A 22,714-nucleotide genomic window follows, 5' to 3' on the forward strand; every position below is an offset into this window, starting at 1 on the left:
TGCGATCGCTTCTTTCCTGAACCATGTTCAGGAGAGTTCAGCGTGAATGTATCAGACAGGCAACTGCCCTTGAAAAGGCTTGAATGAGAACTACAGCCATCACTTGCTCTCGCCCGCCGCAGCTTAATTTTCCTCCCCAGCGCTGGCTGTGGAGTTGCTTCGGGGCCATGGCCATAACAGCTCTCACGGCTGTTGCAGCTTGGGCCCGGCCTGTGTTGGAAGTACGCATGACCCTGGGTTTGCCCATCAGCCCCAACTACTGGTACGTGGTGGCCCTCAGCCGGGCCGGTAGCCCCGGTCCCACCGCCAACTTGGTGGATCCCAACGTCCGTGTGGGGCCCAACGAGTACACCTTTGTGCGGGACTGGGATTACCTCATTCGGGTTACCCCCCTCAACGAAGAGTCGGTCTTGCAGGCCACCATCCAGCGGTTTGGAGAGCCGGAACGAGAGTTTGCGGTCGGCTTTAACCAGGTACGGGTCAATCGCCTCACCCGCGACCGCGATACCCTCAACTTCCAGATCGATATCTCCGAGCTGCAGGGTCTCGATGGGCGGGATCAAGATATTCAGGTGGCTCTGCTCACCGCTCGCGCCCCCTTCCGTGTGGCCCCCGAAGAGACCAATCTGGCCATTGATGCCACCCGGGGAGATTTGCCCAACTTCTATCGCCTCAGCCTGTCCAATCAGCGGCAGGTGGTTGTGGATGATCCCCAGCGACAAGAGACGGTGCGCCGCAGCCGCGAATTGATCCAACAAAGTGGCTCCGGAGCTGCCCTCACTCGCGACCTTATCGAGGGCGGGGCTTTGGAGATTTTGGCCGCCAACATCCTCACCTTCGAGCTGCGCCTGGTGGATCGCTAGAGAGGGATCTCTTCCCATCTGACATCTGCCCAAGACCGTTCTTGCAGCCCGGCAGAGCCTCAATCCCTCAATAGTCGTTCCAAGTTGCCGTGAACCGGCCCATTGGCTTCCCTCTACCCTTGGGAGAAAGGCTCGGGGATCTCAAGCGATTGGAAAAACTCCTTCTCCTGGAACGGGTGCAGGATCCAACATCACAAACAAAAACGACTCCAGCCCTGCCAGGTAGGTGAGCACCTCCTCCTGGGCCGCTTCCGGCTCTAACGTGTTGACCTGAGCTGCCTGCTCAATCATGGCCTTCACCGGCGTTGGCCCCTGCAACAGGGATCCCAGCCAGGCCATCTGAGGAGCTGGAATGGTTAGGCGTCCATAGCTAGCCCCCGGCCAATTCATGGCAAACTCCAGCTTCTTCTCGTAGGCTTTGGCGAAGTTTTGGCGAAATTCGACGTTGTCGGTCAGGATGGGGTTAAGCTGCACCCTGCCCCCCAGCCAATCGGCGTCGCTCCAGGGCAAGACCAAGGAAGAGCCGGGGTGTTCCGCCCAAAAGTCAATGAGGCGATGGTTGGGGTAGATCAGCTCATAAAAGTGATTTTGATCCGCAGGCGAGAGCTTGTCCAACTCAGCTTGCAACCAGGGGGGCATGGCCCTCTCCTTGAACAAAAGCGCCGGATCCCAGTCGGCATAGTCCACCAGACAAACCAGGCCCAGCTCAGCTTCCTCGAGCATGCGCATCAGGTCGGGGATCAGGAAGCCCTTGTCTCCTGGCAAGAGGTAGTTGGCCCGGATGTTGGTGTCGTCTTTGTAGATCTCAGGGTTCCAGCGCAGGGCTGCCCGCATTTCGTCCGAGGCCAAACTGGCCATGAATTCCCGTACCCGCTGACAGGCCTCAGGAGTGGGTAGATCAAACAGCCCCAGCAGCCGAAACGCCTCTTGTAGGCGAAAGATCACCTCCCGCTGGTAGGCGTGGTGCAGGTTGGCCCGCAGGATCCCGTCAGGTTTGAGAACCCGCTTGAGGGCTTTTAGCCCCGCCACCGGATCGTCCAGCAGATAGAGCACATCGTTGAGGCTGATGAAATCAAATTCCAGCCCCAACTGTTCGATGTCCAATAGGTTGAGAACATGGAGCTCCACCTCCCCGAAGCCGTGGTAGCGCAAGCGTCGCTCCGTCACCCGTACCGATTCTGCTGACAGGTCGCACACCACCAGCCGCGCCCCTGGATTGGCCTCCGCCAGGATCAACGTTTCCCAGCCCGAGCCGCAGCCAGCATTCAAAATGAGAGCGCCTTCGCTGGGCACAATGGCGCGGGTGCGGGCGTATTGGGCGGTGGTCAAACTTAGGCGGTACAACCCGTCAATGGCGTTGCGGCCCGAGGCCTCAATGGAAACATTGGGGTAGGGCAGTTCTTCGTACAGTTGCCGCAAAGATTCCGCAGTGCTCCGCACCGCTGACCCGAACGAGCTGCTGGCCATAGGGCTCCACACCGCTACCGTGAAGGGATCCGCTGCAGAAAGCTGCCCCCTATCCTACCCGCGATCCCTCCCCCGCAGGAATGCCTCTAAGGCCGCAGCCAGGGTTTCATTCCCCTGGAGATCCAACCCATCCGGCCTCTGGGGCGGGTGGGCGGGATCCCGCAAAAAGTCCCAGGATCCTTGAAAAAACTCCTCTGGCGAGAGAATGCGATGCCAGCCATAGCGCCGCAAACCCTCAACCAGCAACGGTGACTCAGCAAACCCAGAGCGGGTAACACAGGCCATAGGTGTGCGGCTGCGCAGGGCCTCCGCCAAAGTGCCATAGCCCGGCTTGGACACCACCCAGCGGCAGAGGGGCATCACATCCACCGGTCGCCACACCCGCCCATCCAAAACCCGCAAGTTGGGCAAGGGGGGAGCTTCCGGATCAAAGGTGAGAAACTGCCAGTCGGGAAAATCTTGGAGCCGCTCGTAAGGAAACCCCTGCACCCCCAGCCCGCCAAAGGTAAACAAAGCCCTGGGTTGCTCCGGGTGTAACCCCAACTGGGCGGCGACCTCTTCTGGTGGGTAGCGGGGATCCGATCCCGTCAGCCCCACCTCCCGCTGATGCGGGAAGGCGCTAGTGCTCCGCACCGCTGACGCGACCATGCTCTCGCTAAAGGGCAGGCGAAACAGAAGGTCACATTGCCCATAGAGCTCCCGAACCCAGGCCACAAACGGTTGAAACTCCGGGCCATACTCCTGATAGATGAAATCCCAGCCAAAATTACTGGCCATCCAGCAGGGGATCCCGGCAGCCTGGGCAATGGCTACAGCAATGGGCGGCACATCCGCCAACACCAAAGGCACCCCCTGGGCTCGAATGAAATCCGCTTCTTCCCGAATAAGCTCCGCAGCGCTGGCTTTGAACGCCTTGAGGGCGGCCAACGTAGTCGGCAGATCGGCCTGTAGCCCATCCGGCTGCACCACCCCCACATCCAACGCCCGCGGTCGATGGAGAAACTTCCCCTCTACATAGCGCTCCAGGAGCCAGCGGGGTGCCGGCGTGACCAAGATGGGCAGAACATGGGGATCCCGCCGCAGCAAAGCATTCACGACCGCCGCCAGACGGGTAACGTGCCCAAACCCGTGAGCTGTTGCCGCCACATACAGAGGAACGGGATTCATTGTGCTCTGCACCGCTAACGCGATAGGACTCCGTCCCGCTAACGCGATAGGACTCCGTCCCGCTGGCGCGAACGCAACCGCCTCAGGACAGAACAGGATCCGCGGGGGGCTTTTCCCTATGGGATCCCCACAGGTTACTCGCCAAGATCAAGCCCAGGCCCACCACAGATCCCAGCGCAATCGTCTCGCCCAACAGCACCGCAATCAACCCCAACGACAAAAAAGGCGTCACATACACCCAGTTGGCCAGGGATCCCCGATGGCCCGCCAACTCCAGAGCCCGCAGCCAAAATACAAAAGTCAGGCCCATCTCCGCCAGACCAATGTAAGCCGCCCAACCCAGCCCCGCAACTGTCCAAGAGACCTCCTGAAACGGCAGCAGTAGCAGGCCATAGAGGCTGCCGAAGAGAAACCCCATAAACAGCTTCAGCACCGCATCTCGCCCATCCCGCACATTGAGCAGCCAGTAGAGCGCCCAGATTCCAGAGCTGCCCACCGCCAGCAGCACCCCCCAGGGATCCTCCACCTGCAAGGTGCCCCAGGATCCCCCCGTAGCCACCAGCACCACTCCCAGCAGGCTCACCCCCAAGGCCAACACCAGCCGCCAACGGAAGCGCTCTCCCAGCAGCGGCACCGCCAGAAGAGCCAGCACCAGCGGCCAAGTGTAATTCAGAGCCATCGCCGCCTGAGCCGACAGACGGTCATAAGCCTGGAACAACACCCCATAGTAGCCAAGGGGGTTGAGCAGCCCCTGAAGAGCCGATAGGCGGACTTGGGATCCCTTCTGCCTGCCGATCAACCTCGCCCGCCCTGTAACCACCAAAACGATCCCCAGGATCAGGCAAGAGCTAAAGGCCGAAAAAATCAGCAGAACCGTCGGCGACAGGTACCGCAACCCAAACTTAAAAGCGCTGGCAGCCGTGGCCCAGCCCAAGATGGCCGCCGCCAAGTAAACATAGGCTCGCCAGGGATCCCTAGGCATCAAAAGCTGTCGAGATTGCTGTCCTCTGGCTTCGACTTAGCTCCGGTGGGAAGGCCCAGCCGCGGTGCCACCACCCAGGCATAGAGCAGATAGCCCAGCCCCGCCACCACTGCCCACCTGAGAACGGTGCCGAAAACCCGGAAGAACAGCCCGACCAGAAGAATACAGCCCAGAATGGCGAAGACCGTCACCAGTGGACGCCCCCAAGTCTCAACCCAAGCTCGGACGGCACTTTTCCCCTGAGACGCAACGGATGTTCCCGACTCCCGAGAGGCTGCAGCCGCCTGCTCCAGTTCACGCTCAAGCTGTTTCAGCCGTTCTTGTTCTGAGAAAGAGAGATCGGACATAGAGAGCAGTCTCCAGCGGTGTCACCTCCATCTTACGAGCTGCTCCCGAAGATGGGCAGACTAAGCCCGCGCCGAAGGGATCTCCTGAACCATAGCCCGGAACACATCCAAAGCCGGGCCAGGGCGACGGTTAGGACGCGGAGCCGAGATCTCATTGGGCACAAAAGGCTTCTCCACCACCACCTTGGGCTTGTTGGCAGGAGCAGTTGCTGTAGCCGCAGGAGCAGAGCTGGGAGAAGCTGGTGCAGAACGAAAAGGCCCGGTAACAAAATCCACCAAGCCGCCGAAGAGAATGCCGAAGAAGGAGAACAGGCCGCCGAAAAGCTTCTTGAGGATACCCATAGCTAATTGCAAAGAGATGAGGTGAGAACTTGTCGATGTTGAGAACTTGTCGATGCTATGTCGATGTTGTGAAGTTATACAACTCGACCTTCATTATTGTTAAAAGGTAGCCTCTTGGCCATGAGTAGATATACTCCTTTTCTTAGGCCTGGGGATCCCCCACCCGCCTGCCCTCGGCGTCAAATCGCTGTAGGGGTAGGGTCAACTCCAGCTCCTGCAGTTCCAAAGGCTGAGGGATCCCTCTACTGCGCCCCAAAGCAAAGCCATCCGCCGCTGCTGGATTCACCTCATAGCCGATATCTGCCATTGCTCCCACCGTGAGAATGCTCAAGGGGTTGGCTACCCCCCGGTCGATGCGGCTGGTCATCAGCTCGCGGCCCAAGACGCTCTCCCGCCAATGGGAATCTCGGGATCCCTCCCCAAACTCGTTTTCTAAAGGAACAGAGGGCGCGTTTCCTCCCAGCGTGGCGAAGGCGCTGACCGCCCTGGGGCCGATAAAGCGGGGATCATAGCCAGGGGGCGTAGGCTGATCCCGTCCCACCAAGCCCACCGTTAGCCCCTTGGGATCCCAGACGATGGGCAAGAAGCCCAAGGCATGGCCCAACTCGTGCAGGGCGGTAATGGGCAGATCCCCTCGTTCTTCCAGGGCAGATAGATTTTGACTGTTGAACAGAACTACGGAGTAAAAAGGCAGACCATTAGAGGCCCGTACAAAACAGGGAGCAGCTCCCCCCAAAATTCGCTCGTCGCCGAGGTTTCTGGCCCGCACCTCCACCAACAGATCGTCGATGGGGAAATTGAGTGGCGTGCTGGGAAACCCTCGATCGCATTCGTCGGCCCGAATGGTGGTGGGGGGCAGATCCGGCTGGTCGCCAACGATGAGCTGTTGCCAGCGCAGAGCAGCACTGCGGATGATCGACTGCTGGGTAGGAGTGAGACTGTTGTCGGGAAAGCGAACGTCAATGGTGAACTGGGAAGCAGGCGCAGTCGTTGGCGAGGGCAAAGAGGTAGGAACGACAGTCGGAGTAGGGGTGAGAACGACAGTTGGAGTAGAAGTGGGAATGACGGTTGGAATGGGAGTGGGAATGACACTCACAGAAGAGGAGCCACCACTTCCCCCGCAGGCCTTGAGCGCCAGTACCAGAAGCACAGCCACCAGGGATCCAAGCAGGCGCAGGCCCCACACTCTGCCCAAAAGCAGTCGCTGCCTTGAATTCACACCACCTCCCAAAAAGCCCCATGACCCAAGTGGATCATACCGGCTGCAACCATCCTCCCGAGCATGATTTGCGTCACACCGCACCGGTCAACTTCAAGGCCAGGAAGAGATGGGTTTGGAGGTCTATATTTTCAGGTCAGGATCTCTCAATCTGAGGAGTCGGAAGAGTTTTCCTCTTCTATGCCCCAGCCCGCAGCCAAAACATCCACCGCTGCCCGCAGCGCCTGGTTATCCCCCAAGAGCTCCTCGGGATCCGAACGCGGCTCCACCAGGGGAACCAAGCGCAGAATACGTCCGTCCTGAACCAAGTCGATAACCACGCCCGGCTGCTCCTTGCCCAGGTTGGCAATCTCTTCTTCGGAAGCGGGATCCCGCAGACAGGCATAGTCAAAGCTGTTCACATTTAAGTAGAGGCTACGGTTTACCACCAGTGTGGCAGCAGTGGGATCCTGAAAAACATCCACCACGCAGCCTTCCCCTTGCTTCCGCACTGAGCCATCGACGATATCGAAGTAGCGAACACGGGCCAAATCGGATAGGAGTCGGTAAATATCCCGCTTGTTCACCAAAGTTCCCGTATTCACAATACAGGGGGCACAGGGATGAGTGTCTGTCATAGAGCAGTCGGTCTCGAAAGGTCAACAGATTGAGAGTAGGCAAAAGGAAAGCAACATCAACAGTGTCTGCAAACTATCTCCGAAAACATCAGTCCTCGGCAATTCTAGGCGCGGTTATGGTTGACAAGCAACAGGTATCCGTAACTTTACAAAAACTTTAATCAGCTAAAAAAGAGAGAAGTAGCCTGCCCTGCTTTATCCAGTTAACCCAGTGCAACAACAGAACAACTCGCTCCATTCCGCCTACCCAGGGCTCAGACTGCTCTCAAGGCAAAATCAATCCATAGCTTTGCTTCTATCGACTTTATCACAGCCTTCCAAAAAGGGCACAGGCCACTACAAGGTGCAATCTCCAGACAAAAGGGACAGAGGCTGTCCGGCAGGATTCTACCTGCATCTTGTGGGAAGGCAAGTAGCTGAGCAGCTTTAGACTCTAGATATTGTAGATAGATATTGTAGATGAACCCCGAACAGACCGTCTTCGATTCAGAACTCTCCCCTTGGCTTCTTAGGAAGGATAGCATAGGACACCAAGCCCGCTGCCTAGAAATAGCGTTGACTCTTCGCCGGAGACGACTTTTGCCGTGGTAACCACTCCCCAACGCCAGACTCTGCCGGTTGTCGATTTTGCCGCCTTTCAAAACGGAACGTCAGGTGAGCGGGAGCAGTTTGTCCGCCAGGTGGGGGAAGCGCTGCAACAGATTGGCTTTTTTGCCTTGGTCAACCATGGCCTATCGCCGGAATTGATCCGGGAAGCCTATGAAGCCGCAGAAGCCGTTTTTCTTTTGCCAGAGCCAACCAAGAGAGCCTATGAGGATCCGGCGCTGCTGGGGCAACGAGGGTACACCCCCTTTGGCAAAGAACACGCTAAAGATCATCCCTATCCTGACATGAAAGAGTTTTGGCACATCGGGCGCGAAGGGGATCCCCACCTTCCTGCCAACATCTGGCCTCGGGAGGTGCCCCAATTTCGCAGGGTGATGGTAGAGCTGTTCGCCCAACTGGAAACCTGTGCCCAGGGACTGTTGCAAGCAATCTCTCTGTATCTGGGGGAGCCTGCCGAATACCTGCCCAAAGCGGCGGAAGGAGGAGCCAATCTCTTGCGGGTGATTCATTATCCGCCCCTTCCCGCTGAAGCCCCTCCCCAGAGTTTACGAGCTGCAGCCCATGAAGACATCAACTTGATCACGCTCTTGTGTGAAGCCACCGCGCCAGGGCTAGAACTTCTGCAACGAGATGGATCTTGGCTGCCCATTTCGGCTCTGCCCGGTCAGATCATTGTCGATGCCGGGGATATGCTGCAAAACCTCACCAATGGCCTGCTGCGCAGCACCACCCATCGGGTGACCAACCCCGACAACCCTCAAGAATGCCGCTTTTCCATTCCCTTCTTTGTGCATCCGCGGCCAGAGGTGGATCTCACGCCCTTGCCGACTTGTGTGGCCCGCACCGGCGGGATCCCTCGGTTCCCTTCCCTGACTGCCGGAGAATACTTGGCCCAGCGGTTGAGGGAAATCGGCCTGGCCGAGGCAGGATCCCCGCCCCAGCATTGATCCCAACTGGGGGTCTCTATGTTTCGGATCCCGGCCTTGCCCTACGAGTATGAAGTTCCCGGCCTGTCTCAGTTGGCCCTGGTGATCATCGATATGCAGCGAGATTTCCTGGAGCCGGGCGGCTTTGGGGAAATGTTGGGCAACGATGTCACCCAACTGGGATCCATTGTGTCCACCCTGAAGGGGCTGCTGGACTTTTGTCGTCAGAAGGGCCTAACCATCATTCACACCCTAGAGGGTCATCAGCCAGATCTCTCCGATTGCCCGCCCAGCAAGCGCAAACGCGGCAAGGGATCCCTGACCATTGGGGACGAAGGCCCTATGGGGCGGATTTTGATTCGCGGAGAGCCGGGCAACACCATCATCCCTGAGCTTGCTCCGCTTGCGGGAGAGATCGTCATCCCCAAACCCGGCAAGGGGGCTTTCTACGCCACCGAGCTGCAAGCAATCTTGCAAAAGCGCGGCATCACCCACCTGCTGTTCACCGGGGTAACCACAGAAGTCTGCGTGCAAACCACAATGCGCGAGGCCAATGACCGCGGCTATGAGTGCCTGCTGGTGGAAGATTGCACCGCCAGCTACTTCCCAGAGTTCAAGCAAGCCACCCTGGAGATGATCCGGGCGCAAGGGGGCATCGTCGGCTGGACGAGTTCTGCTCAGAACATCCAAAAAGCGTTATCGGGTTTACAGTGAGTGTGAATAACCCAACAAGCGTGAGGCTGAACCGATGACACTGGCTCAGGAGGCAACTGCCCAAGTCCCCGCCTTTTGCGAAGGGATCCAGTACTTCGGGGATCCCTGGCCGGAATTCGACCGCCTGGGCCAGGCCCCTGCAGTGGATGCCGGCACCGGGAAACTGAGGGATCCCGGCAGTCGTATGGCCGCCTACCAAACCTTGCTCTATGCCGATGCCTTGCGCTACCTCACCCTGCAAATGACCGCCAGTAAAGCCTCAGGCCATCCGGGCGGATTTGCCAGCCAAGCAGAAGCCTATGCAGCTCTGGTGTACCTGGGCCAGAAGAACATCCCCACCGAAGTTGGGCACCACGCGCCGGGCTTTTACGCGGCCATGTTTTTGGATGGATCCCTGGCCGAGATGGGCATCCACACCGTCGCCGACCTGCGGGCCCGTTTTCGAGAGCGGGAAGGGCTGTTGGGTCACCTCTCTGGCTACATTCCCGGACTGCTGGCGCCGGCTGGGCCGCTGGGGCAGGGGCAGCACTTTGCCATGGCGGGGGCATTACTCTACCCGGATCGCCTCTTCCCGGTCACGATTGGGGATGGCGGCCTGGGAGAGCCCTATGTGATGAGCTCCATGATTCACTTCCACACGGCTTTCCCGCAGCGCACCAACTTCCTGCCGGTGCTGGTCTGGAACGGCTACAGCCAAGAGCACCACAGCATGATCTCCACCGCCAGCAACGCCCAGATGGCCGAGTATTGGCGGGGCAACGGCTTTGAGAAAGTGATTCTGGTGGACGCCAAAGACTTCGACGATGCCCAGCAGCCCGGCCCCTATGTCGATAGCACCCAGTTTTCCCTAGAAGCCCGCCTTGCCTTTGCCCAAAGGGTGCTGATCGAAATGGAGCGAGCCATCCAATCAGCCCTGAGCGGACAATTAACGGTTTTCATCCTCAAGCAACTGAAGGGGGCTGGGGTACATGCCAAGGGATCCAAGTCCCACAACCTCTACGGCCACCACACCCTGGATCACCCGGACATTGTGGCGGCTCTGCGGGCGCGGGCCTTACATCCGGCAGCTTGGGCCCTGGTGCGACAGAACTGCGAGCGGGCCGCCGGGGGGCCAGCCGCCAAAGTGGCGGTTACAGAGTTCGTTCGGCCCCTTCCACCTCTGGGATCCCTAAACCTAACGGAGTTTCCCCTGGGGGACAAGCAGGTTTCCACCACGGCCATCGGATCCCTGGTGGTGCAGGTGGGGCAGAAAGATCCCGACTTTTTGGTGGCCAATGCCGACGGCAACGAAGCTTCCGGCATTGCCAATGTGAACCAAGGTCTCAAGGTGATTCACCCCACGGTGGATCCCCTCTACAACCAACAGCCCCAAGGACAAGTCTATGAGCCCCTGAGCGAAGATGCCTGCGCAGGACTGACGGCGGGCCTGGCGCTCTTCGGCGGACGCTCCCTGTGGTGCTCCTACGAGTCCTTTGCCGTCAACGGCCTACCCATCTGGCAGACAGTAACCCAAGCCATGGCGGAGCTGCGCCGGCCCACCCCCTCGGCCATTGCCCTCTTCACTGCCGGCGCTCTGGAACAGGGGCGCAACGGCTGGACCCACCAACGCCCGGAAATTGAAGCCTACCTGGCGGCCATGATGCGCAACGGCAACATCTTTCCCCTCTTCCCGCCGGATGCCAACTGTGCCCAAGCTGCCTACGAATGGGCCCTATCCACCTGCAACAAAGGGATCCCTATCATCGCCAGCAAAACCCCCCTGCCCATCCGCACCACCCTCGAACAAGCCCGCCAAGCAGTAGAGCAGGGCTGCATCGTCCTTCAGGAACTTCCTGGATCCCGCACCGTGGTCTTTGCCGTGGTGGGGGATATGATTCTCCTGCCCGTGTTCGAGGCGGCTGAGCAGCTCCAAGCCCAAGGGATCGGCTGCAAAATCGTCTCGGTGATTAACCCCCGCCGTCTGTATCGCCCCGGCGACGTGGCTTGGTCCACCTGTGCTCAGCCAGATGGGGAATTCATGTCCGACCAGGAGTTTGCCGCTTGGTTTGCCGGCGAGGCCCTCATTGGGGTAACAGGCGGATCTAGCCTGATGCTCGAACCCTTGATGTTGCGCTATGCCGGCCCGCGGGATTTCTTCGCTTGGAAACGCGGGGAAACCACCGCCACCCCCGCCGAATTGATGGACTACAACGGCCTGACAGCTCAGGCACTGTCAGAACGAGCCAAGCAACTGCTATGCTGAGGGCAAGCTTTCAATCTACCAAGGGATTACCCCAGTTTCACACTTCGAGAAGTTCTAAGTGTCAGTTTTTTGTTTACCTTTGTCGTCCTATGGCCAGTGCTAACTCTCTTCGGGAGAAACTTGAGAAAATATCTCCTAGCGAAAAAACTGAGCAAGTTATTGTCCAGTATTTTGCCAACCCTCTCCTCTACGAGCTGGGCTTTGACGATCTAGAGATTAGACCTCAATTTGAGACAGGCTGTGGAAAGGTAGACTTTGCAGCACGGAAGAATACGGAAGCTACGGATATTTTTTATAACTCCCAGAAAAATCCATATCTTTTTTTAGAAGTCAAATCTAGAACATATGACCTCAGTGAAGGCTCTTCCACTTACGAAGAAGCAGTAGATCAAGTAAAAGGATACCTATCTAGAGAGCGCTCTAAGTCTGCAAAGTGGGGAATAATCACAAACGCGAGTTACATCCAGATCTGGAGGAAGCATGGAAAAGTCGTCCACCCTGCTACAGCAAACTTATCCATTAATCCAGATAACATTGAGACCATAGTACGTGATTTGCGAAACAAGCTAGAAAACTATGAGCGTGCCTTGACTATATGTGTGTACAATAACAAAGGAGGCGTAGGCAAGACAACGACTGTCATCAACTTGGCAGCAGCACTTGCAGCAAAGGGAAAAAGAGTCTTAGCTGTTGATTTTGATTCTCAGGGAGACTTGACAAGAAGTTTTGGCCTTTCTCCTGGAGAGATTACGCTAACACAATGCTTGAAAGATCCAAAGATAGATGTTCATAGTATTATTCAATCGCTTAGCTATCCAATCAATAATAGGTTCCCCTATATCTTTGACTCAACTCTCGACATTAGCTTTGACATTATCCCAAGAGACCCTGAGCTGGAGACGTTGACCGACAGCCAGTCGCTAGCATATATCCAAAAGGGAACCCGACGCCTTCGAGATCTGATTGCCCCTCTTCGCAATGAGTATGATTACATCCTAATCGACTGCCCAACTCAATGGCTTTACTTCAGCCAAAGTGGTGTTTTTGCTGCCGATGTTATTTTGATACCTACCCGCCCCAACGATCTGTCTTCCCTGAATAATGCTGTTAGAGTAATCACCAAGTTTATTCCAGAAACTGCTAGGTCACGACAGGATGGTGGCCCTATTGCTTTGCCTACCTTTTTCAACGGCGTCTCTTCGGGAAGTGAATACACTATTAAACTAGCTAACGAAGAGATAGATAAGCTTATCAAGCAGGAGAAAAGTGTAGATCTACGTCCATATTTCTGGCCGCATTTTAAGAAAGGTAATGAAGACAAAAGCATTTTTAGGATACCTGACTATGCAGTGATATCCTCTGCAAGCTTTGCTCGAACTCCTGCCGTCTTTAAGCGCAGGAGAGTTTTAGAATACTACCAGAGTCTTGCCCGTGAGTACTTTATCGATGAGTGAGTTTTCAGATCTAGGTAGGTTGGTTAACTTACCCCTTGAGAGCATTACGCCCGCCGATGGGTTTTCTGCTCCCTCCTTCCTTGTTGCCGCAGCCGCAGATCAGCTAAGGGCGACAGGAGGACACAACTGGGTTCCTCTGCTGGTGGCCGAGGCTGGCGACTATCAGTACAAGGCCATTGGTAACCATTTTGTCTATGCAGTTGCTCAAGAAGCGGGACTGGAAAGGCTATGGTGTATCGTTGTCGATCCTGATCCAGAGCAGGTTAAGCAGGCCCAGATTCTCGCCAAAGAAATTGTTCCGAAGGTAAATTTGACCAATACATCGAGAGAGACTATCTTGGCTGCGCTAAGATACCTAGCCGAGCGACCCAGCAGTCCCCTCAAGGGAGTCGATGTAACCATTGCAGCTGCCCGGATTGCAGAGGCGGATAGAAGTTGGTGGCAGGACTTAACCCCCATAACCAAGCTTGGGTGCAAAATTACGCGAGGCAAAAAACTGGATGCCCTATCGGAAGTATTTTTCGTAACTCCTACAGCGTTGCCCCCTACTCTGAAGAAATCATCCAAGAGATCTGCGGCATCCGCTGGCGCGAAGAAAGCGACCTCAACTCGCTCGCGGAAAAAAACAGAGGGAGAGAGCTGAAAGGGATCCCTTCAAAAACATATTCTCCTCTCCACATCACCGAGGCCCGACTCCGCTTGCTGTGGGATGCCTGCCTCAAGCCTCCCTTTGAATGGCTACTGCCACCCAAACAGCCTTGGCCGCTCTCAACAACAGCCTCCATGGCAGGTATGCTCTGCTTACCTAGGACGACCGGATCCATCTGGAGCTCATGCACAGGATGATTACCAGCATCTTGGAGATCGACCTGACCCAAACCGTCCGGTATTATCTTGACCACAGGGATCCCCCCCTTATCGCCTGGATCCTGGGCCGTGATCAAGCGCTCCAGACCTGTTGAAACCTCATATTGTTCAGGGTCAGGCCCCATTGGGATCCAACGCTGCCACAGATCCGAGGCTTTGTAGCTACAGAGTTTGAGGACTCGATAAACTTATGAGGTCGAAGCTCAACGGCTGGAACCGGTAGGATTGACTTATCTTTGGCCGGTGTCCTGTTAGGAATGGATCATGGCGCTTTACGACTGCGACTTTTATGCCTGGACGCAAGAGCAAGCCGCACTGCTGAGATCGGGGCAGTGGGATCGATTGGATATTCCCAACTTGGTGGAGGAGATTGAGACTTTGGGCAGGCAAGAACGCCGCGAATTGGTGAATCGGCTAGGGATCCTGGTGGGCCATCTGCTAAAGTGGCAGTTTCAGCCTCAACAACGAAGCAAAAGTAGGATAGCCACAATTATCGAACAGCGGCAAGAGGTGCAGGAGTTAATTGCGGATAATCCCAGCCTTAAGTCTTATCTGGTTGAAGCAATGAATAAAGCTTATCAAAAGAGCGTCCTGCTGGTGGTTAAAGAAACGCCCCTATCTCTAGATGACCTGCCTGACCGGTGCCCCTACACGTTGGATCAGGTGATGGATCCCGACTTTTACCCTGAGCAGGAGAGCCCCCAGTGAGGATCTCGTCTTTCCCTCATGGCGTATCTCCCTCTTTCAGTTGGGCGTTTTCATAGTTAACATTCCACCTAGGCAAATGACAATTTCGCTGTGGCCAATTGACGGTCTGAGCTGATGCGGTTGTCAGATGCTCTCTTCAAAATAATCACTATCAACTTTCTTGACTGGGTACAACGAAACTGTAGATACGCCAACGTCGTGCTCAATCATTAGATTTGTTAGTTGTTCGCCGTCAATCAAAACAATCTTACTGCCGATCTGCGAAACGTAGCTGCTAGCGTCTTCAGTAAACCTGGAGGTAGTGATAAAAATACCCTTGTTTGCTCTTTGAGCCTGTAAAGCACCCACAAACTGCATGACATCAGGACGACCTACCGGATTGCTATCCCAACGCTTTGCCTGAATATACACAACATCAAGACCGAGTTTGTCCTCTTTGATGATCCCATCAATTCCACCATCGCCACTCTTGCCAATTGCTTTGCCCGCATCTGCTCGTGAGCCTCCGTAGCCCATTTTAACCAGCAGCTCCACAACAACCTTTTCGAAGAAGGCGGGCGATACTTTCTTTAGCTTGGCAAGCAGTTCATCAGCCAGTTTGTCACGGAGACTTTCATATGCAGCTTCTAACTGCTCTAATGGTGTCGCTGCCGAAGTCTCTGATAAAGCTTTTTGTTTGCTTGCCTTGTTGCTGCTTCTTGTACCTTTAGGCTTCTCAAATTCCATGAACTCAGGATATTGCCTGAGTAACTCTACATTGATGGTTTTGGGCTGTTTTTCAAGAAGATCTCTTCCGCGGTCAGTAATTTGGTAGAATCCTCTGCGCGTTGTTTCCAGCAGCCCTGCCTTTTTCATATAAGTTGCAGCCCAGCCGACGCGATTGACAAAGGTTGGCTGTACACCGCTCGGCAGCATCTCCCTGAGATCGTCCTCTGTGAGGCCCAGTTCCTTTGCCAGAACTTCAACAGCTTCGCTGGTTGATATTTCAGTGCCTTTGCGGGCTGCAAACTGAAGAAGTGGCAACATCAAGCTCTGATAATCGGGAACGGCCATTTGTAGAACCGATGTGAAGACAGGGATCCCAAACCGAAGTAGGTTCCACCCATAACTTTACGCCAACCCTCTGCTGCAAGCCAGTTAGGGTATCCGCCAGGCCGGGAAGCCTCTGAAAAAAGTTTGACGTGGATGGCTCAGGCGTGATTTGAACACGCGACCAAGGGCTTATGAGTCCCCTGCTCTACCGCTGAGCTACTGAGCCAGGACAGCGCTTAACTAGAATAGCACTCTTGGGCCAGAACTGCTGCTTGGAAAGTCCCCTCAGCCCCCTCTCGGGAGAGAAGCCACAGACATAGCCACGCCTATCGGCAGGTCAGGGCAGCTTCGTAAACCCGTCGGTTGGCCGCGAGAGACTTCTCCAAATCCACCAGTGGGCGAGGGTAGTCCACCCCCAATCGGACTCCAAATTGCTTCTGCTCGGCAGCAGTGAGGCGATAGGGCTCGTGGATTTTATCCCCCGGGATCCCGGCCAATTCCGGCAACCAGTGGCGCAGATAGTCTCCTTTGGGATCGTACTCGCGAGATTGTTTGGGGATGTGGAAGTAGCGGAAGCCGCGGGCATCGTTCCCTACGCCGGCGGTGTAGTTCCAATTGCCGTAGTTGCTGGCCACGTCGTAGTCGATGAGCAGCGACTCAAACCACTCAGCGCCCATGCGCCAGTCGATGCCCAGGTTCTTGGTCAAAAAGCTGGCCACATTCTGCCGTCCCCGGTTGGACATAAATCCGGTAGCCGCCAGCTCCCGCATGTTGGCATCCACCAAGGGGTAGCCCGTCTCACCCCGACACCAAGCCTGGAAGCGCGGCCAATCCTGTTGCCAAGGGATGGGGATCCCTTGGATCCCAGAAGGACGGAACAGTTTGGCGCCGTGCTTGGCCAAGATAAAGCGAAAATAATCCCGCCACAGCAGCTCAAACACCAGCCAGTAGGTGGACTCATTGCGCACCCGCTCCTGCTCGTAACGCTTGACCTCGGCATAGACGGTGCGAGGGGAGATGCAGCCCAGGGCCAACCAAGCAGAAAGCCGGGAGCTATCGTCGGGATCCAACATGCCGTTGCGGGTTTCTTTGTAGATGCGCAGCCGATCCCGATCCCAAAAGTAGGTTTGCAGGCGGGCATGGGCAGCAGTGCTGCCGCCAAGGTAGGTGAAGCGGGCCCGTGGATCCCTAGCAGGTGAAGATAGCCCCAGCGAGGCCAGGGTGGGCAGAGGGCCGGGATCCAAACCCGATGGCAGGGGGGGGATCGAGGGAATGGGCAAGGGATCCCGGATGGGGGTGCTCCCCTCGACTTGCTTTCGAAAGCGGGTGAACAGCTCCGGCAGTTGCGAGAGACAAAAGGGGAGATCCTCAGGGTGATAGAGGGTATGGCCCCAATCAACCTGCAGCCGGATCCCCAGAGACCACAAAGCCCGCTCAACAGCAGCCGCCACCTCCTTCTCCTCGGTGCCCACCTCTTCATGGGCATAGACCGCCTCGACCCCCCACTCCTGTGCCAAGGTGGGGATCACCTGTTCTGGCTGTCCCTGGCGGATCACCAAATCCGAGCCGCGCGACCGCAACTGCTGCCGCAGATCTGCCAAACTCTCCAGCAAAAACTGACCGCGGAAAGGGCTGGTTCTGGGGCGGAGCCCAAGGGAAGTCTCGCCGAACTGGCGGGGATCCAAGCAATACAAGGGGATCAAAGGGGATCCCTGTTGGCAGGCCCGCGTCAGCGGCTGGTGATCCAGCAGGCGCAAGTCGGTGCGAAACCACAGCAGGACGGTCATTCTGCAGCTACCCTACACGGATCCCGCGGACTCAGACTTGGACACCCGAACCCCAGCTGGACGCCCCAGCTCAGGGCTGGGAACAAAATGAGGCACATCGGCAGCCGGGATGTGAACAGGGGCCTTGGTGCGCGGATGATAGGTTTGCCGGGCGGGACGATGGCGCAGCGAGAACGTGCCAAAGCGAGCCAGCCGCACGGATCCCCCCTGGGCCAGGCATTGGCTAATGCTGTCCAGCATAGCCTCCAGAGCAGCAGCAGCCATTTCCACGGTCAGGCCATCCACCTGCGCGGCCATCTGGCGGGCCAGCAAACGGCGAGTCAAATGAGGAGGAGAAGCCACCAACCGACCCTCTAGACAACAGAACACAGACAGGGGCTTAGAGCACCTCCAGTTCACTCTCGAAAAACCAATGTCGAGAGCGATCGGGAAACTCCAGAATGTAGCCGACACCGCTGCCATCGACCACACGCCGTGCCAGCACCACAGCCTCTTTGCCCACCAGAGCGCTGAGGTTTTCTTGTCCGCGATCCTGGACAGAGCGAACTTTGACCTTATTTCCAACCTTGATCGCCATAAAACCGCGAAGAGACTTACCACTCAAGATGGTACGGCAAAAGTCCCCTTGCCGAGCTCCTGCCGCACCTCTGCTGGGGTTGACCCCGATGGGATTGCTAGAATGGGGTCAGAGTGCCGTGCCCCAGGGAAGACTGCCTCCGTGATTGCCCTTTCCCTCAAACCCGCCCACTGCTCCTGGAGCGTTATCAGCTTTCCCTCCACCCTCTACACTCAGCCTGTCCTCGATCTCTTGATCTCAAAAGTCCCTCCTGCCTGGAGAGCGGAAATACGTTTGGGCCTACAGGAAGCAATCATCAATGCCGTCCGCCACGGCAACGGCCTCGACCCCAACAAGAAGGTGATCATCGAGTACGCCAGCTCGGAGCCCTTTTACCAATGGCTGGTGCGAGATCAAGGGCCCGGCTTTCGTCCCCAATGCAAGCTCCACCTCTGCCAACACGGCATCTCGGAAACTGAAGAAGAGGACTCCGTCCCGCTGTCGCGATCGGGCCGGGGGATGCTTCTGCTCACCCAAATCTTCGACTTTGTGGAGTGGAATGAAATGGGCAACCAGGTCTATCTGGCCAAGTACATCCACCCCAACTGCCGGGATCCCTGGATAGTCTGACCCTCCCTCAATACCACTGCCAAAACAGCTTGCCCATTTGGGTAATCTGGCGACCCTGATCCGGATAGGGAGCCTCAGAAACGGTGAAGGCTGTGGTGGCAAAGGCAAAGCGCGTGGATGCCCAGCGGGATCCCTTAGCGCTCCGCGCCGCTGACGCGACCGGGTCGGGCAGCTCGCTTTCCAAGAGCAACCCCAGGGATCCATAGCCATAGCCCAGATTGCGGTGGGGCAGGGGGGCCACCAACTTGCGCCAGGCGCGGTCGGCACCCAAGGGGGGATCCGCAAGGGCCGCCTCCAGAGCCGCCAGAGAAGAAGCCAGGTAGGAATAGCCTTTGCGATCGGCATGATACACCTGTGCCGGCAGCGGGATCCCCGACGGCGACTGGGGAAGAGCTTCTGCCGCCGGCAACGGCAGGGATCCTCCCTTCCCGCTGACTTCCAGCCGCTCCCCTGCCAACACGGGGATCTCCGGTCGATGGGTGGAGCGGTGAGGACTCCGTCCCGCTGTCGCGACCGGCGGGGGTTCTGACGGCAAGGACTCCGTCTCCCCCGCAGGAGTGGTCGGTTGGGCCCAGGCAGTGGCGGTGCCGCGCTTCGTCGCCAGAGAGACCACCTGCCAGCCTTGGGCGCGCGCCCGCTCATCCAAGTCGAAACTCGACTCATCCGGCAGCTTACCGACCCACAGCCAGGCTGGATCCCCGTCGCCGGGCAAAAGGGCAAAGGCAAACTCTCCCCGTTCCGGCAACAGACGCTGCCAGTCCAGCGCCACCTGAGATTGCAAGCGCTGCAGCCACTGGCCGGGATCCACCCGCAATCCCAGGGGATTTAGGGGCTGGATCTGCCCCAGGCTCTGCCAAACTGAGACCAGATTCTCTCCGGAAATCAGCGCCAAGGTCTCATCCGGCAGATGTTGAAGGATCTGCGGGCGAAAGGCTTCTGCCGCCGGCAAGGAGAAGCCAGCGGGCGCATGCCAGAGGGCAGCACTTTCGGCCACCAAGCCCTGGAAGTTCACCCCCAACCCCAGCCCTACCGCCTGCAACGTCAGCCCATCTGAAGAAACCGCCTCTGGATTTTGCCAGAAGGCCCAACCCACATGCGCCTCCCGCAAGGGCTGGATGACCTGCTGAAACAGAGGCTGAGCCACCAGAGACAACTGCGGCAATTGCCAAGCATCGATGGCGGCGCGAATGGCAGCAGGCTGCTCCGCCAGCAACACGTATTGCTCGCCGAAAACGGCTGCCGAGAAACCCTGCAGGCCCGGAATCGGGCTGGACACCACCTGAATGCCCTTGTAAGTGTCCACCTGCACCGGCCTCCCGGCCAAGCTCTGCCGTTCCCACAATAGGTTCAGCTCAAACTGAGAGAGCGCCGCATCCCGCGTTTCCAGGGCAACCAAGGTGCCCCACTCCGGCAAACTGGCCAAGAGGGTGCTCCTCCCCAGCCAGGGCCGCACCTCCCGCTCGAAATCAAGGGATCCCCCGGCCAGCATGGATCCCAGCCAGCCTGGGCCTTCAGGGGAGAAAAACTTTTGCCACTGCTGACGGGTAGCGCGTCGCTGAGGGGCAGGGGTTGCCGCTTGCCAAAACGCTTGCACCTCGTCCAGGGGAACGGCCAACACCAGCAGCGCTTGTGCGGAGCGAGGGGCCAAACCCACAATTGGCGGCAGCTCCGGGTGGGCCAGCAACAAAGCTACCGGACTGCGGGTGAGCAGCCACACGACAACCCACACCATCAGGGCGGCCAGAAGACCCAACCCGATTAGGATCCCGCGCAAGAGTTGCCGTCGTCCCATATCTCATCTCTTCACCGAGGGAGACGTAGCGCGTGTACCCAGGCCCTAATGCTTCACATCACTGGCATGAACAGGCCCAGGAAGAAGAGCTGCCCTCAGTCATGCATGATAAAACCTTACCATGGAACAGAGGCTCATCCTGGTGCGCAAGCTGGAGCCCACTGCTGAGCAGGCGGTCAAGCTTAGAGGCACCCTACAAGCCTTTGTGATCCGCACCACCATTCCAAACCAACGTGCAGATCAGCCCTGCCTTGACCAGCCCGGCAGCTATCTAGGCCCATCCGAAAGTCAAACCCATGTCAGAGTTTCAACTGGTTTCTCCCTATCAACCCACCGGAGATCAACCTAAGGCAATTGCCGGTTTGGTGAAGTCAATTTCAGAAGGCCATCGTTTCCAAACCTTGCTGGGGGCAACCGGAACCGGCAAAACATTTACCATCGCCCACACCATCCAGCAAATCGGCAGGCCCACCTTGGTGATGGCCCACAATAAGACGCTGGCGGCACAACTGTGCAATGAGCTACGAGAGCTGTTTCCCAATAATGCCGTCGAATACTTTATCAGCTATTACGACTATTACCAACCGGAAGCCTATGTTCCCAGCACCGATACTTACATCGCCAAATCTTCCTCTATCAACGATGAAATCGATATGCTGCGGCACTCGGCTACCCGCTCTTTGTTTGAACGGCGAGATGTGATTGTGGTGGCCTCGGTGAGCTGCATCTATGGTCTGGGCATGCCAGAAGAATACCTGAAGGCTTCCATCCCCTTCAAAGTCGGCCAGGAGATTAACCAACGGGATGTCCTGCGGGATCTGGCCAGCATCCAGTACGAGCGCAATGACCTGGAGCTGGTGCGGGGGCGATTTCGCCTCAAAGGGGATGTGCTGGAAATTGTGCCGGCGTATGAGGATCGGGTAATTCGCATCGAATTTTTTGGGGATGAGATCGAGGCCATTCGCTTAATCGACCCGGTTACAGGCGAGATTTTGAACAGCCTCAGCGCCCTCAGAGTTTATCCTGCTCGGCACTTTGTGACGCCAGAAGCACAACTGGAGCGGGCAATCCTCAACATCGAGCAAGAACTGGAAGAGCAACTGGCCCTCTTTCGCAAAGAAGGCAAGCTCCTGGAAGCCCAACGGCTGGAACAGCGCACCCGCTACGACCTAGAAATGCTGCGAGAGGTGGGCTATTGCAACGGGATCGAAAACTACTCCAGACATTTAACAGGGCGCAAAGCAGGAGAGCCCCCCGCCTGCTTGGTGGATTATTTCAAGGCCAACGATTGGCTGCTGGTGGTGGATGAATCCCACGTGACCGTGCCCCAAATTCGCGGCATGTACAATGGCGACCGTGCCCGCAAGCAGGTGCTGGTAGATCATGGTTTTCGCCTGCCCAGCGCCCTCGACAATCGCCCCCTCAAAGCCGAAGAATTTTGGGCCAAGGTTCATCAGTGCATCTTTGTTTCGGCTACTCCCGGCAACTGGGAACTAGAGCAGAGCGAGGCCCAATTTGAAACCCTGGTGGAAGATGGCAAGACCCTGAAGTTCTATGTGCCCGGCAGCGGTCGGGTTGTCGAACAGGTAATTCGGCCCACCGGCGTGGTGGATCCTGAGGTGCATGTGCGCCCCACGGCTGGGCAAGTGGACGATTTGCTGGGAGAAATTTACTTGCGATTGGAACGCTCTCGGCAGGGATCTGCCGAACGGGTGATCGTGACCACCCTCACCAAACGGATGGCAGAAGATCTCACAGAATATCTCCAGGAGCGAGGGATCCGAGTTCGCTATTTGCATTCCGAGATCACCTCGATTGAGCGAATTGAAATCCTACAAGACTTTCGAGAAGGGGCCTTTGACGTGTTGGTGGGGGTCAACTTGCTCCGGGAAGGGTTGGACTTGCCAGAAGTTTCTTTGGTGGCCATTTTGGATGCTGACAAAGAAGGGTTTTTGCGAGCAGAGCGCTCCCTGATTCAGATGATCGGGCGGGCAGCGCGGAATGTCCGTGGAACGGTGGTGATGTACGCCGACACCATGACCAGCAGCATGGCCCGGGCCATTGCCGAAACCCAGCGTCGCCGCGAAATTCAATTGCAATACAACCGCCAACACAACATCACGCCCAAGCCCATCGTCAAGAAAAACAGCAATGCCATCTTGTCTTTTTTGGCCATCTCCCGCAAACTTAACGACCCAGATCTGGAAAAAGCCTTTCAAGCTGCGCAAGAGATCCCTCTCTCCGAGATTCCGGAGCTGATCGGCCAACTGGAACTGAAGATGAAAGAGGCCGCCAAAAACCTAGAATTTGAGGAAGCCGCCCAGCTACGAGATAAAATCAAAAAGCTGCGTCAACGCCTTCTAGGCCACCCTCAGGGCACCTAAAATCCTTGCTCA

At 57.0% G+C, this 22,714-nt stretch carries 21 protein-coding genes and 1 tRNA gene; 9 read left to right on the forward strand and 13 right to left on the reverse strand.

What is annotated here, in order from left to right:
• The first annotated feature begins 167 nt into the window (after window positions 1-167).
• The gene (locus NW838_RS13620; protein ID WP_414357768.1) at window positions 168-863 is read left to right on the forward strand and encodes a hypothetical protein; all 696 of its coding nucleotides are present in this window, start codon (window positions 168-170) and stop codon (window positions 861-863) included.
• 141 nt (window positions 864-1,004) lie between these two features.
• Here NW838_RS13620 and NW838_RS13625 read toward each other — a convergent pair whose 3' ends face one another.
• From NW838_RS13625 to NW838_RS13655, 7 genes are all read right to left on the reverse strand, one after another.
• Complete coding sequence (locus tag NW838_RS13625) at window positions 1,005-2,330, reverse strand: class I SAM-dependent methyltransferase (protein WP_414428215.1); 1,326 nt, start codon at window positions 2,328-2,330, stop codon at window positions 1,005-1,007.
• A gap of 54 nt (window positions 2,331-2,384) precedes the next feature.
• Entirely contained in the window at window positions 2,385-3,497 is a 1,113-nt protein-coding gene (locus NW838_RS13630; protein WP_414428216.1) for a glycosyl transferase, read from the reverse strand.
• A gap of 82 nt (window positions 3,498-3,579) precedes the next feature.
• Window positions 3,580-4,479: a DMT family transporter gene (locus tag NW838_RS13635; protein WP_414428217.1), complete on the reverse strand. Its 900-nt coding sequence runs from the start codon at window positions 4,477-4,479 to the stop codon at window positions 3,580-3,582.
• Window positions 4,479-4,826: a hypothetical protein gene (locus tag NW838_RS13640; protein WP_414413951.1), complete on the reverse strand. Its 348-nt coding sequence runs from the start codon at window positions 4,824-4,826 to the stop codon at window positions 4,479-4,481. The genes NW838_RS13635 and NW838_RS13640 overlap by 1 nt, the downstream gene beginning before the upstream one ends.
• Before the next feature lie 60 nt (window positions 4,827-4,886).
• Window positions 4,887-5,168: a hypothetical protein gene (locus tag NW838_RS13645; protein ID WP_011432432.1), complete on the reverse strand. Its 282-nt coding sequence runs from the start codon at window positions 5,166-5,168 to the stop codon at window positions 4,887-4,889.
• A gap of 142 nt (window positions 5,169-5,310) precedes the next feature.
• The gene (locus tag NW838_RS13650; RefSeq protein WP_414428218.1) at window positions 5,311-6,387 is read right to left on the reverse strand and encodes a leishmanolysin-related zinc metalloendopeptidase; all 1,077 of its coding nucleotides are present in this window, start codon (window positions 6,385-6,387) and stop codon (window positions 5,311-5,313) included.
• 146 nt (window positions 6,388-6,533) lie between these two features.
• Entirely contained in the window at window positions 6,534-7,004 is a 471-nt protein-coding gene (locus NW838_RS13655) for a hypothetical protein (RefSeq protein WP_414331929.1), read from the reverse strand.
• 584 nt (window positions 7,005-7,588) lie between these two features.
• Between NW838_RS13655 and NW838_RS13660 the strand changes: the two genes are divergently transcribed.
• The 6 genes from NW838_RS13660 (at window position 7,589) to NW838_RS13685 (ending at window position 14,521) form a co-directional block, all read left to right on the forward strand.
• Window positions 7,589-8,557, forward strand: a complete 969-nt coding sequence (locus tag NW838_RS13660) for an isopenicillin N synthase family dioxygenase (protein ID WP_414428219.1) — start codon at window positions 7,589-7,591, stop codon at window positions 8,555-8,557.
• A gap of 18 nt (window positions 8,558-8,575) precedes the next feature.
• On the forward strand, window positions 8,576-9,250 hold the full coding sequence (locus NW838_RS13665) for a cysteine hydrolase family protein (RefSeq protein WP_414428220.1): 675 nt from the start codon (window positions 8,576-8,578) through the stop codon (window positions 9,248-9,250).
• Between the two features lie 34 nt (window positions 9,251-9,284).
• On the forward strand, window positions 9,285-11,492 hold the full coding sequence (locus NW838_RS13670; protein ID WP_414428221.1) for a phosphoketolase: 2,208 nt from the start codon (window positions 9,285-9,287) through the stop codon (window positions 11,490-11,492).
• An 89-nt stretch (window positions 11,493-11,581) separates the two neighbouring features.
• On the forward strand, window positions 11,582-12,946 hold the full coding sequence (locus NW838_RS13675) for an AAA family ATPase (RefSeq protein ID WP_414428222.1): 1,365 nt from the start codon (window positions 11,582-11,584) through the stop codon (window positions 12,944-12,946).
• On the forward strand, window positions 12,939-13,589 hold the full coding sequence (locus NW838_RS13680) for a Rho termination factor (protein ID WP_414428223.1): 651 nt from the start codon (window positions 12,939-12,941) through the stop codon (window positions 13,587-13,589). The genes NW838_RS13675 and NW838_RS13680 overlap by 8 nt, the downstream gene beginning before the upstream one ends.
• A 488-nt stretch (window positions 13,590-14,077) precedes the next feature.
• Entirely contained in the window at window positions 14,078-14,521 is a 444-nt protein-coding gene (locus NW838_RS13685; RefSeq protein ID WP_414358481.1) for a DUF29 domain-containing protein, read from the forward strand.
• A 123-nt stretch (window positions 14,522-14,644) separates the two neighbouring features.
• Here the strand turns inward: NW838_RS13685 and NW838_RS13690 are convergent, their stop codons facing one another.
• The 5 genes from NW838_RS13690 to NW838_RS13710 form a co-directional block, all read right to left on the reverse strand.
• Complete coding sequence (locus NW838_RS13690) at window positions 14,645-15,574, reverse strand: restriction endonuclease (RefSeq protein ID WP_414358483.1); 930 nt, start codon at window positions 15,572-15,574, stop codon at window positions 14,645-14,647.
• Window positions 15,575-15,707: 133 nt separating this feature from the next.
• A tRNA-Met gene (locus NW838_RS13695) sits at window positions 15,708-15,779 on the reverse strand.
• Between the two features lie 100 nt (window positions 15,780-15,879).
• Window positions 15,880-17,340: a DASH family cryptochrome gene (locus NW838_RS13700; protein ID WP_414357682.1), complete on the reverse strand. Its 1,461-nt coding sequence runs from the start codon at window positions 17,338-17,340 to the stop codon at window positions 15,880-15,882.
• A 12-nt stretch (window positions 17,341-17,352) separates the two neighbouring features.
• Entirely contained in the window at window positions 17,353-17,682 is a 330-nt protein-coding gene (locus NW838_RS13705) for an HU family DNA-binding protein (RefSeq protein WP_238376891.1), read from the reverse strand.
• A 37-nt stretch (window positions 17,683-17,719) separates the two neighbouring features.
• Window positions 17,720-17,917, reverse strand: a complete 198-nt coding sequence (locus tag NW838_RS13710) for a cytochrome b6f subunit family protein (protein ID WP_041436278.1) — start codon at window positions 17,915-17,917, stop codon at window positions 17,720-17,722.
• 141 nt (window positions 17,918-18,058) lie between these two features.
• On the opposite strand from NW838_RS13710, the gene NW838_RS13715 reads away from it, so the two are divergent.
• Window positions 18,059-18,526 carry an ATP-binding protein gene (locus tag NW838_RS13715; protein WP_414357683.1) on the forward strand — a complete coding sequence of 156 codons (468 nt, stop codon included), beginning with the start codon at window positions 18,059-18,061 and terminating at the stop codon, window positions 18,524-18,526.
• Window positions 18,527-18,533: 7 nt separating this feature from the next.
• On the opposite strand, the gene NW838_RS13720 is transcribed toward NW838_RS13715, so the two are convergent.
• Complete coding sequence (locus NW838_RS13720; protein ID WP_414428224.1) at window positions 18,534-20,318, reverse strand: DUF3352 domain-containing protein; 1,785 nt, start codon at window positions 20,316-20,318, stop codon at window positions 18,534-18,536.
• A gap of 296 nt (window positions 20,319-20,614) precedes the next feature.
• Between NW838_RS13720 and uvrB the strand changes: the two genes are divergently transcribed.
• Window positions 20,615-22,702 (forward strand): excinuclease ABC subunit UvrB, encoded by a 2,088-nt coding sequence (gene uvrB / locus NW838_RS13725; protein WP_414428225.1) that lies wholly within the window; start codon window positions 20,615-20,617, stop codon window positions 22,700-22,702.
• Window positions 22,703-22,714: the final 12 nt, after the last annotated feature.

This window comes from Synechococcus sp. R55.2, assembly GCF_047462075.1.
GTDB lineage: Bacteria > Cyanobacteriota > Cyanobacteriia > Thermostichales > Thermostichaceae > Thermostichus.

Bases quoted from the DNA above. Each gene is read 5' to 3' on its own strand.
- NW838_RS13710 (WP_041436278.1), bottom strand. From the start codon at position 17,917: ATGGCGATCAAGGTTGGAAATAAGGTCAAAGTTCGCTCTGTCCAGGAT.
- NW838_RS13680 (WP_414428223.1), top strand. From the start codon at position 12,939: ATGAGTGAGTTTTCAGATCTAGGTAGGTTGGTTAACTTACCCCTTGAG.
- NW838_RS13670 (WP_414428221.1), top strand. From the start codon at position 9,285: ATGACACTGGCTCAGGAGGCAACTGCCCAAGTCCCCGCCTTTTGCGAA.
- NW838_RS13620 (WP_414357768.1), top strand. From the start codon at position 168: ATGGCCATAACAGCTCTCACGGCTGTTGCAGCTTGGGCCCGGCCTGTG.
- NW838_RS13665 (WP_414428220.1), top strand. From the start codon at position 8,576: ATGTTTCGGATCCCGGCCTTGCCCTACGAGTATGAAGTTCCCGGCCTG.
- NW838_RS13645 (WP_011432432.1), bottom strand. From the start codon at position 5,168: ATGGGTATCCTCAAGAAGCTTTTCGGCGGCCTGTTCTCCTTCTTCGGC.
- NW838_RS13655 (WP_414331929.1), bottom strand. From the start codon at position 7,004: ATGACAGACACTCATCCCTGTGCCCCCTGTATTGTGAATACGGGAACT.
- NW838_RS13700 (WP_414357682.1), bottom strand. From the start codon at position 17,340: ATGACCGTCCTGCTGTGGTTTCGCACCGACTTGCGCCTGCTGGATCAC.
- NW838_RS13685 (WP_414358481.1), top strand. From the start codon at position 14,078: ATGGCGCTTTACGACTGCGACTTTTATGCCTGGACGCAAGAGCAAGCC.
- NW838_RS13720 (WP_414428224.1), bottom strand. From the start codon at position 20,318: ATGGGACGACGGCAACTCTTGCGCGGGATCCTAATCGGGTTGGGTCTT.
- NW838_RS13675 (WP_414428222.1), top strand. From the start codon at position 11,582: ATGGCCAGTGCTAACTCTCTTCGGGAGAAACTTGAGAAAATATCTCCT.
- uvrB (WP_414428225.1), top strand. From the start codon at position 20,615: ATGTCAGAGTTTCAACTGGTTTCTCCCTATCAACCCACCGGAGATCAA.
- NW838_RS13690 (WP_414358483.1), bottom strand. From the start codon at position 15,574: ATGGCCGTTCCCGATTATCAGAGCTTGATGTTGCCACTTCTTCAGTTT.
- NW838_RS13640 (WP_414413951.1), bottom strand. From the start codon at position 4,826: ATGTCCGATCTCTCTTTCTCAGAACAAGAACGGCTGAAACAGCTTGAG.
- NW838_RS13635 (WP_414428217.1), bottom strand. From the start codon at position 4,479: ATGCCTAGGGATCCCTGGCGAGCCTATGTTTACTTGGCGGCGGCCATC.
- NW838_RS13630 (WP_414428216.1), bottom strand. From the start codon at position 3,497: ATGAATCCCGTTCCTCTGTATGTGGCGGCAACAGCTCACGGGTTTGGG.
- NW838_RS13625 (WP_414428215.1), bottom strand. From the start codon at position 2,330: ATGGCCAGCAGCTCGTTCGGGTCAGCGGTGCGGAGCACTGCGGAATCT.